This window comes from Maribacter sp. MMG018, assembly GCF_018100785.1.
Lineage (GTDB): Bacteria > Bacteroidota > Bacteroidia > Flavobacteriales > Flavobacteriaceae > Maribacter.
The window spans coordinates 1-10,405 of the sequence record NZ_JAGJEC010000010.1 but is presented as its reverse complement, the minus strand read 5'-3'; the positions used below and the strand labels follow the sequence as shown (position 1 = coordinate 10,405).

The following is a 10,405-nucleotide window of genomic DNA, read 5'->3' as shown; positions in this document are numbered from 1 at the left end:
GGCGAGCTGCACCGTAGAAACACCACCTGCAGTTATCCCCAATGTTAAAGGACTCACCGTCGTTCCTAACCCAGAGAGCGTCAATGTTCCATCTGTAGCCCCGGTTACCTCGTTACCGATTACACCATCGTTTTCCGTTACCGTTACCGAACCAAGGTCTACCAAGGTCCAGGAAGAGGTTGCCGCATCCCAACGCATCACCTGTCCGTCAGCGGTTCCGTGGGCCAATTTCTCTAAAGAAACAGCATCATTTGCCAGCTCGGCAGTGGTAATGGCATCATCAGCCATCTTTGCATTTGTGATCGCGTTATCCGCTATGGTCAATGTTACATCATTCAATGTGGAATTCACACCTCCTGTGACATCTATATCGCTAGAAGTGATACTACCGTCTCCCGTCAAAGCAGAAACATCCACATCCAATGCACCTGATGCATTCTGTACCAATCCAGATCCCGCTACATCGCTATTTATTTTTTCGGCGTTTACAGCATCATCGGCTATATCAATTGTGGCAATTGTACCATCCAATATCTTATCACTGGTTACCGCACCATCTATAATCTCATCCGTTTCAACAGCATCGGCCGTCAAATCTATAACCCCAGTATTGGATATGGTCGCATCTCCCGATGCTGTCACACCTACAGCATTGTTGCCAGCATCGCCAACATATATTTGTCCGTCGTTAAGGGTAGTCGCCGCAGCTATTTCACCATCAACATAAGCTTTTGTAGCGGCATCCTGTGCATTGGAAGGGTTGGCTATATTGGTGATGGCCAATCCGCCACCATCATTACCATCTGCCAACACCTCACTCAAATTTTGGTTGTCCGTAACCATATTCCAGTTGGTACCATCGTAGACATACAGCTCATTTGTACTTGTATCAAGATAGGTTACCCCGGGATTATCGTTGGCAGGTGCTCCTGCAGGAACGCCGCTTCCGCTGGTGGTAAGTTCGTTCGTTGGATCAATGTCCAAATCAAGGGCATTGTTTGCAGCCAAATCGGCTAAAGCTTCCTCTACCGTTGTCTCGTTGGCACTATCACCATCAACATCGATGGGGTTCAAAAGGTTTACCTCAGTAGCATTTTGGTTATCCGTAACCATAGTCCAGTTGGTACCATCGTATACATATAGTTCGTTCGTACTTGTATCAAGATAAGTTACCCCAGGATTGTTATTGGCAGGTGCTCCTGCAGGAACGCCGCTTCCGCTGGTGGTAAGTTCGTTTGTTGGATCAATGTCCAAATCAAGGGCATTGTTTGCAGCCAAATCGGCCAAAGCTTCCTCTACCGTTGTCTCGTTGGTACTATCACCATCAACATCGATGGGGTTCAAAAGGTTTACCTCAGTAGCATTTTGATCGTCTGTATTCACTTCTGCAGCTATGTCCGTCAATGGAACCGATACTATTCCCGCATCTGAATCTACAATATCCAATGTACCTGTTGTAGTATTAACCTCGAAGGTTACATTGGTAGTGTTCGTATCAACTTCTGCCGCTATGTCCGCCAACGGAACCCTAACTTCATTCGAATCACTATCGGTTATTACAAGATCACCGGCAACCGAATCTATTGTAAAACTAGTATTGGTCGTATTTAAATCGGTAGCGGTCAATTCCCAAGAATCACCATCCCAAAAATAAATAGTACCTGTAGTGGTATTCACGTATAAGTCTCCAAGATCGGCACCCGCTGGTGTAGTTACCCCTGGGGCAGAAACATCGGTACCTTGTAAAACTTCACAATTACACTGATCTTCTAAAGTAACGGTAGTTTGCGCAAATGCAAAACTAGACAATAGTAAGGTGAAAATTGCCAGTGCACTTTTTAAAGCACTACTTTTAGTTGTAATAATTTGACTTCTCATACTTTTTAATTTCAATTTCATTTTCAGAAATTTCTATAGTCTCTAAAGTTTTATTCTTTGTTATGATATTCATAGCGAATTGATTTTAATGAAATCAATGCAGACTTATCGTAACCATATCTTACAAAGATTGATTTTAAGGTCTACCTTCTAAAATAAATGTTGTGTACTGAGTTATTTGTACAGTATAGGTAGACAAATATGAGGTTTGCATTCCTCCCATTTATTTACATTTTATCGAAAACACCCCATCATAATTAGCGTTTCAAAGGGTTTTATATTTAATACATTTCCAGGTAAATTTTCACAAAAACTATGTAAAAACGAGCAATCTACCACTTGAATACATGTAGCTCGTTAACATTAAACCGAACCTAAAACAACTTTAAGCCATACATTAATTTGAAAATGTTCTACACATTATCTGTATTAAAAAACTGTTGCTATTTAATCTTTACGAATTCTGTAGGTTATTCTTCGATTGGTAATGACGGTAGCACTCTCAATCGTGAGAGTAGCCGTACTTGAAATTGGAGCACTACATACGAATATTGAATTGGCTACAACAACCCTATATTGATTTCCGTTAGCAGCACCCGATGGATTGGTAATAGTGAGAACGTTTGTAGTTGTTCCACTATGTATGCCGGTATCGGTTAAATCCTCCCATGTACTACCATTAAACAACTGCCATTGATAAATATCCGTATTGGATGCCGATACCTCCATGGTTGTGCTACAACTACTACAAATGGTACTATTTTGAGGTTGCAATGTTATTATAGGTGCTACACCCGCTTGTAAAAAATCATAATTACCATCAGAATCGCCATCCTCTGGAACATCATAAGAAGCCGCTGCCACCGAACCGTCCGAATTGACCGTTGGGCTACCGGAGCCGTACATGCCATTGCCATCAGAATCCGTTCCAGATACCCCATAAGCCTCATCAGCATCGTTACAGCCATCACCATCGCTATCATCATCTAAATGATTAGGGGTCGTATCACCGTCGAGATCACCACTTCTACAAGCTATAAAACCAAAAGCAATATCATCTAAAATTGAATAGGACTCGGAAGAATCGTCCATTTGCCCATATGCATAAAATCTAAATGCATATTCGGTATCCGCATCCAAGTAAAGGGGTCCGGTCGCCAAATGTTGAAAAGTAGCATAACCACTTCCGTCATCAGTATGTAAAACATCTTCTGACAAAGTTGTCCAAACGTTAGAGCCTACCTTGGTAAAGGCCGTTGCCGTATAATAAGAATCGCCCTGATTAGGTTGGTACCAACCTGATCTGATTTGGTTCAGCAGAATAGAAGAAAGTTCAGACCCGGTCGTGAAAGACACTTCTACATAATCACCATTGGCAATAGCTTCCTCTTTATTCTGGGCAGACATTGAGCTTATTCGCAAATTACTGCCACTAATACTGAATATAGGGCTGTTCAAGACCATGGTCTTGGTTTCGTCCAATATCCAATCATTAATTTCAGGAGTATAATCAGTATCCATTTCCAGGTTGCCCGACGGTGTGTTCAGTGTCCAAGCGAACTCATTCGATACGCTTTCGGTAGATTCATCGCAATCGGAGATACCATCATTATCATCATCTACGTCACATCCATCGGGTATACCGTCATTGTCACTATCAATGGCGTCATCGAAATACGGACATTTATCGTTTGCGTTGTTCACTCCATCGCCATCATCATCGCATAAACCGGAAGTTACCGTATAATCGGCACTGCTTCCTTTTCCCTGTCCTCCACTGGCCGCTATTGGAACTCCATTATTATCTACTGTCCCAGCAATAGTTCCATCACCATTTAAGTCGGAAAAAGCTAAACTACCGGCCCCTTCCAATGCATCAAAACAACCATCACCATCACTGTCCAAATCGTAAACAGCTGTAATACCATCACCATCCAAATCCCCACAACCGGTACTTAACATTACATTGTCTACATATAACAAATCGTGATTATTTACCGGCGAAGATCCATCGAAACTTAATGTTACGGTATTAGACGTTGGTGTAAAAGAGAAGCTTCTAGAAACCATGTATAACGTCTCATTTCCATTTTGGGCATTACCTCCATTAGCAACCGCTATCTGGGTCGAGGTTTCCGTATAGTATACTACACCATCTATCTTGACTTCGAGCGTTGACTCCCCAGAATAGTCGGCATAGGCACCAACGTCAAAAGTTATGGTATTTAAAATATTGGGAGATACGTTGATGGTTTGATAAAATGTAGCCGTACCGGCACCATTCCATTGTGCATAATAGGCACGGTTGGCATTTTTATTCCAACTTTGCCCAGAGCCTGTCCAACTGTTATAAAATATCCAATCGGTAAAATCGCCATTTTCAACAAGTGCAGAAGAGTCGATACATTCATCGGTGTCCAAAATACCATCGTTGTCGTTATCCAGATCGCACACATCGTTGATTCCGTCACCATCGGTATCTATACCTGTCGGATCTGCACAAGGCTCATAAACGGTTACCGTCGCCGTGTCACTTTTTCCCTGTGCCGGACAAATAGTTGATGTGGCATCGGTAATGGTATACTCAAAGGTAGTTCCTGGAAAAGGTGTTGCGCCACTATAAGTATAGGTTACCAAACCGTTATCCGCATCGTCTATGCTTACATTTCCTATGGCCGGTTGAACCACACTTTCTATAAAAAAGTTTTCCCCATCGGGTTCAGAGTCGTTGGCGAACAAATCGATTTGAACAGAAACCGTATTTCCATAGGAAACGACCTCCAAATCATCGTTGGCAACGGGAGGATTGGGGTTTTCTATAGTTTCGGCATCCGTAGTGGTCATTGAGTAATGATTTGTTCCGGATATGGTACTAGGCTGGGCTACAGTAGTGGCGACCAATCGGGTAACACCATTGGTAGGGTGTACAAAATTGGGGTATCTAACTTCTATGATATACGTTTCATCTTCCCCTAAGGGCAAGCCAAAATGAACCTGCTCCGGTTGCTGGGTGCCGTGGCCGTAGACCCCGTTGACCTGTCTGAGTCCACTGACGATGTTACCTGCACAATCTTTTATAATTACATTGGTACCAATGGCCACACGACCGGGAAAAGCACCTGTGCTACCATCTGCCGAACGGTCTTCGGTCACATTTACTATAAGGTGGTTTTTTCTGTTTGCCGCAGGTAAGTTATTAATATAAAGTTGGTTAAAGTGATTGTTGATGTTCATGTAGATATCGAGGTCACCATCGTCATCCACATCGACCATGGTAGTACCCTCGCCATCTCTACCGCTATTAAAGGTCTCTGGATCCAGACTAAAGGTCATCGGGGATCCACTACCTACGACACCTGGTGCGGGAGTGGGACTATTTAATTGATTGATATACAAATAACTTCTACTATTACCAACCAAGAGTAAATCGATATCACCATCGTTATCGATATCACCACCGGCCAAGGCATCTATTCGTGCGGAGGAGGACCCATTATTGGTATTTGAGGGTTGTGGCAGACCGGGAAAAACGCTCGATCCCAATGCCGTCCAAACACCAGCCCCATCATTCCGAAATATTTGGGTTAAACCGTTTTCCGTCCAAACGGCATCCAAGTCCCCATCATTATCTAGATCCCACAATCCGTTGCCGCCCTTGTTACTATTATATGCCTGACCCAAGTCTGCCCCATTCGCGAACATCCCTCCTTGATTGAGAAAAAAATCGTTTTCATCACGTTTTCTCATAAAAATATCTACCCACCCATCATCATTGACATCTGCCGCCGTACCATAATCTCCATCGGTCGCATATTGGTTGAGGCCATACTCGGTAACTCCACTACCACTACCTGGGGTAATATGAGTAAATAAACTGCCAGGACCGGGATTAACAATGCTATGGGTGGTGTGATCTATAAAGTTGTTCCTTAACAGTTCTATCCCAAAATTGTGGCTATCAAAAAATATATCCAAATCGCCATCCCCTTCAAAATCGAAGAAACCAGCTCCTTCTGTATTTAAACTGCTTATGTTAATCGTAGCTCCCGATCTTCCTATAGTTATAGGGCTAGTACCTCCCACCCCATTTCCAAAAGTACCGTTCGCATTTTGTATAAAGATCTGAATTGCTACCCCCGATCCGTAACTACCGTGGGAATTGATCATAAAATCGGGTCTGCCGTCGTTGTTTAAATCTCCCCAAACCGCTTGCCTTTCCGCTCCATCACCAAGCATTCCAGGAGCCAACGTACTTTGTACATTGGTAAAAGTACCAGCCGGGGATTGGCGCATCAAAAAACTCTTTACTCCATTACCACTGTTGTTTTCCAATACCAAAACATCTAAAAGGCCATCGCCATCAAAATCGGCCCAAGCATGTCCTCCATCCTTCTTTTTTCCCAAATTCAAACCAAAAGAAGCCGCACTTTCCGTAAAGGTTGTTTGGGCACTTGATAGTACCGTGCCAAACATGATCATTACTAGAAGACTTTGTTTTACCGAAAAATAATTCTTGATTTCGGAAAATTTCATCATTGATATTTAAAATGCTAATTTATGGGGAGTCCTTAGCTGATTATTAAGTATTTCAAAAATCAACCATTCATTAAGAAGAGAAAAAAAAATGTTGTAAACACCCATAAACCAGAAGTATGGAAATGAAAAACTGATGGCAAGCCCTTAAACCTACCTTAAAAACAGGGCTTTTGAGCTTAAATGAAAGAATTGTAGTCTATTACAGACCCATAAATTCAGGATTTTCTTTCTTCGGTGATTTTCCTATTAATTCTAGACCACGATAAAAAAGAAACCTATGCAACCAGGAAATTCCTTTTTATTTTAACCTATCCAAATGCTCAATACCCAATATAGATATTGAATCATCTTAAAAAAAGGAAAATGACATTGGCTTTATGCTGTTTATAGAACTACACTATAGCCCGTTGATTAAAAAACTATTTATTTATTCCAGAATTATAAACTCGGAACGCCTGTTATATTCGTGTTTTTCAGCAGAACATTTAACCCCGTCGGCACATTCGTTCAAAAGTTTAGATTCCCCATAACCTTCTGATACCAAGCGATCTGGAGATATTCCTTTTTTAATCATATAATTTACGGTAGATTCTGCTCTTTTTTGTGACAGCCATAAATTATAGGCTGCAGGGCCTCTACTATCCGTATGCGAATTCACTTTTAATCTTAAACTAGGATATTTTTCCATCGCCGCAATTACCTTTTCAATTTCTACTTCAGAATCTTTGCGAATGTTATACTTATCAAAATCGAAGTAAATGGTGCTTAATTGCAATAATTTAGCTAAATCATCTCCAAAACCAGCTGTAACCCGGTCTCTTTCAAGGTAAAAATCAATGATTTTTGGCTTACCATCAGATTCACCTATATACTCTTCATGTGGTACATACCCCTCCATAAGAGCCCTTACAAAATTACCTTGATTACAATCCAAGGTCAGGCTATATTCTCCTTCCGAATCAGTTATTGTAGATAACAATTCTTCATTTTCCTCATCAATAACCTTTATGGTCGCACCTACCAATACTTGATTGGAAATCTTGTCTCTAACAGTACCGGTAACTTGTTGGATACAATCAAAAACGAGTGGTTCTTTCTCCAAAAAGCCATATATATCGTCATAACCTTGACCTCCATCCCTATTTGAAGCAAGATAACCTTGCTTTGTCTCTTCGTTAAAGATGAAGGTAAAATCATCTTTAATACTATTAACAGGTTCGCCCACATTCATGACCTTACCGGTGAAATCGTTTCGTTTAATCTTGGTTGCAAAAACATCCAACCCACCTAAACCTGGGTGCCCATCAGAAGAGAAATATAATATCTCATTATTGGTCACAAAAGGAAAGGTCTCCCTTGCCTCTGTATTTATATTTGAACCCAGATTTATAGGAGGGCCAAAAGTTCGGTCATTGTTGATCGCAACTTTAAAAATATCGGACTCACCTATAGATCCCGGCATATCAGAAGCGAAATAAAGTGTTTTTTCATCAGGGCTCAATGCAGGGTGGGCCACAGAATACGAATCGCTGTTAAATGGTAAATCCTCTATTTCACCCCATGTGCCATCTTCCATTAATTGAGCTCTAAAAATCTTTAACCTAATTATACCTTTATCGTCCTTTTTATACTTGCCTTCTACAACATTGTTTCGTGTAAAGTACATGGTTTGCCCATCTTTGGTTGTGATGGACGTGGATTCATGTAATCGAGTATTTACATTATCATCAAGCTTAACAACATTATCTATCGAGGAGCTATCGGAATTCACCTTATACAAATCCAAAAAATCTTTTGAGTTCCATGTATGACGATATCTGGCAAAATTACCAGTATCCCTATCAGAAGAGAATATTAGTCCCTCCTTATAGTACGAAGGGGCAAATTCTGTGTAGGGAGAATTATACTCAAAAGGTTTAAGTTCGTATCTGCCCGAGTTTGCCTTTATTTCCGCAAGGTAATCGCGCTCGGTTTTGTATTCACTAGCCCTTAAATCATTTGAAGTAATCTCAGAAAATTTTGACATAATAATGCCGGCCTTTTCATAATCTCCCAATGATTTTAGTGATTGGGCATACTTGAAATAATCTTCCGCTGTAATTTCTGTTGGGTAATCGGCAACAAGTTTGGCATAAGTTTCACCAGCTTCCTTATAATCTGCATTATAATAATAAGAGTTCCCAAGCTTTCTTAATAGGTCTGCAGAGGCATATCCTTTTTCCAATACCTTTTTATAGATATCTATTGCTGGCCTAAAAGAGTACTCCTCATATTTTTCGTTCCCTTTATTAAGCAATCTTTCTTGAGCAAAAGTGCTGTTTATATTGATTATGAGCCCAATAAAAATGAGAAACTGTATTTTTTTCATCATGTGATTGTTCATATTTAGAAGAAACGGGGTGACACTAATCTTTGGAAAGATTTTACCAATTCGAATCTTAAAAAGACCTCAAAAGAACCATCATTGAACTGGGTACCTCCCAATTCAGTTGTTTCCCTGTCATAAGCCAAACCTAGCATAAACTGTTCTGAAATCTGAAACCCTGCCATGGCACTTACGGCAGCATCCCAGCGGTAAGCAGCACCAAAAGTGAATTTTTCGTTAAACATAAAATTTGCGGATAAATCTACTTGTAGAGGTGCACCGCCAACCACTTTGGTCAGAAGTGCAGGTTTAAACTTAAGATTACCATTTAAGTCAAAGACATATCCTGTAATAAAATAAAAGTTTATTCTTTCTTTGGATAAAAACTGAACCGAATTAGCATCTGTTTCAGAATTGTCGAAATGCTCCGTCTGTAATAGGTTTGGTGCAGATAAACCTGCATAAAATTTATTGGAATGATAATAAAACCCAAGTCCGATATTTGGCGAAAACTTGTTTTCTATATTATTGGAATTAACAGGTTCCGCATCGAAATTTCTCAGCTTGGTAAAATCAAGGTTCAATAAATTACCACCGGCCTTTAACCCAAAAGATAGTTTCCCTTCTCGTGAAACATCAATAGTATAGGAAAGAACTGCATCAAAATATGTTTCCTGTACCGTACCATTACCAATTTCATCATTAACGATGGACAGTCCGTATCCTAATTTACTATTACGGATCGGAGAATGAAGGTTTAAGGTTTGAGTAGTAGGGGCACCATCTAGACCTACCCATTGGGAACGATATAAAGCGGCAATACTCAATTGTCCCCTAGAACCCGCATAGGCAGGGTTCACACTCATCGTATTAAACATATACTGAGTATATTGGGCATCTTGCTGCGCATTTATCACTCCTAAAAAAAGTAATGAAACTGCTAATAAACTAAGAACTTTATTTCTGATATTCATACTGTTATGATGTTATCTATCAATGTAAATATACTCACTATCCACAAAATGCTCTCCATCTAATGTGGTATAGTCAAAAATGTAATAATAGATACCCGCCGGTAGATATTTCTCAACATTGAATGTTGACCTTCCTCTAGACCTACCATCGAAAACATTATTTTGGTTATTATAATTTTCACCTTCATATACCGCTACACCCCATCTGTTGAAAATTCTCAACTTACTATATCTGATATTTTCAGTACCTCTAATAAATAAAAAGTCGTTTTTCCCATCTCCGTTTGGTGTCACCATCTGGTTTACCTCAATTTTTTTAGATATAGACTCTTCTACAGTTATGGTAACCGTTGCGGTATCACAATTACCAAAAGAATCACATATGGTATACTCAAAACTATCCGTACCATAGAATCCATCGTTAGGTGTATATGTAACCGTATCGTCACTGATATCATCGGGAGTACCTCCGTCATCGACCACTAGGGTTCCATTCGATGGATCAGTGAATGTTAATGTTCCATCCGCGGGTATATCCGTATCGTTTGCCAGTATATCAATATCTAAAGGTGTATCCTCAGAAGTTGAAACATCATCATCAACAACATCCAACAATTCATTGCTCGGATCCAGATAGTCCGGCGTTCCGTCA

At 40.4% G+C, this 10,405-nt stretch carries 5 protein-coding genes; all 5 read right to left on the bottom strand.

Features of this window, described 5'->3' with window-relative positions; genetic code table 11:
- The coding region (locus tag J8L85_RS17845; RefSeq protein WP_211019537.1) for a hypothetical protein at window positions 1-1,878 on the bottom strand (1,878 nt) is incomplete at its 3' end.
- Window positions 1,879-2,325: 447 nt separating this feature from the next.
- Window positions 2,326-6,414 carry an FG-GAP-like repeat-containing protein gene (locus tag J8L85_RS17840; RefSeq protein WP_211019536.1) on the bottom strand — a complete coding sequence of 1,363 codons (4,089 nt, stop codon included), beginning with the start codon at window positions 6,412-6,414 and terminating at the stop codon, window positions 2,326-2,328.
- 427 nt (window positions 6,415-6,841) lie between these two features.
- Window positions 6,842-8,785, bottom strand: a complete 1,944-nt coding sequence (locus J8L85_RS17835) for an OmpA family protein (protein ID WP_211019535.1) — start codon at window positions 8,783-8,785, stop codon at window positions 6,842-6,844.
- Window positions 8,786-8,799: 14 nt separating this feature from the next.
- Window positions 8,800-9,753, bottom strand: coding sequence for a type IX secretion system membrane protein PorP/SprF (locus J8L85_RS17830; RefSeq protein WP_211019534.1), 954 nt, complete (start codon window positions 9,751-9,753; stop codon window positions 8,800-8,802).
- 12 nt (window positions 9,754-9,765) lie between these two features.
- On the bottom strand, window positions 9,766-10,405 hold a 640-nt coding region (locus J8L85_RS17825; RefSeq protein WP_211019533.1), incomplete at its 5' end, for a gliding motility-associated C-terminal domain-containing protein.

Excerpts from the sequence above, each read along its gene's own strand:
- J8L85_RS17835 (WP_211019535.1), bottom strand. The coding sequence starts at position 8,785 with ATGATGAAAAAAATACAGTTTCTCATTTTTATTGGGCTCATAATCAAT.
- J8L85_RS17830 (WP_211019534.1), bottom strand. The coding sequence starts at position 9,753 with ATGAATATCAGAAATAAAGTTCTTAGTTTATTAGCAGTTTCATTACTT.
- J8L85_RS17840 (WP_211019536.1), bottom strand. The coding sequence starts at position 6,414 with ATGATGAAATTTTCCGAAATCAAGAATTATTTTTCGGTAAAACAAAGT.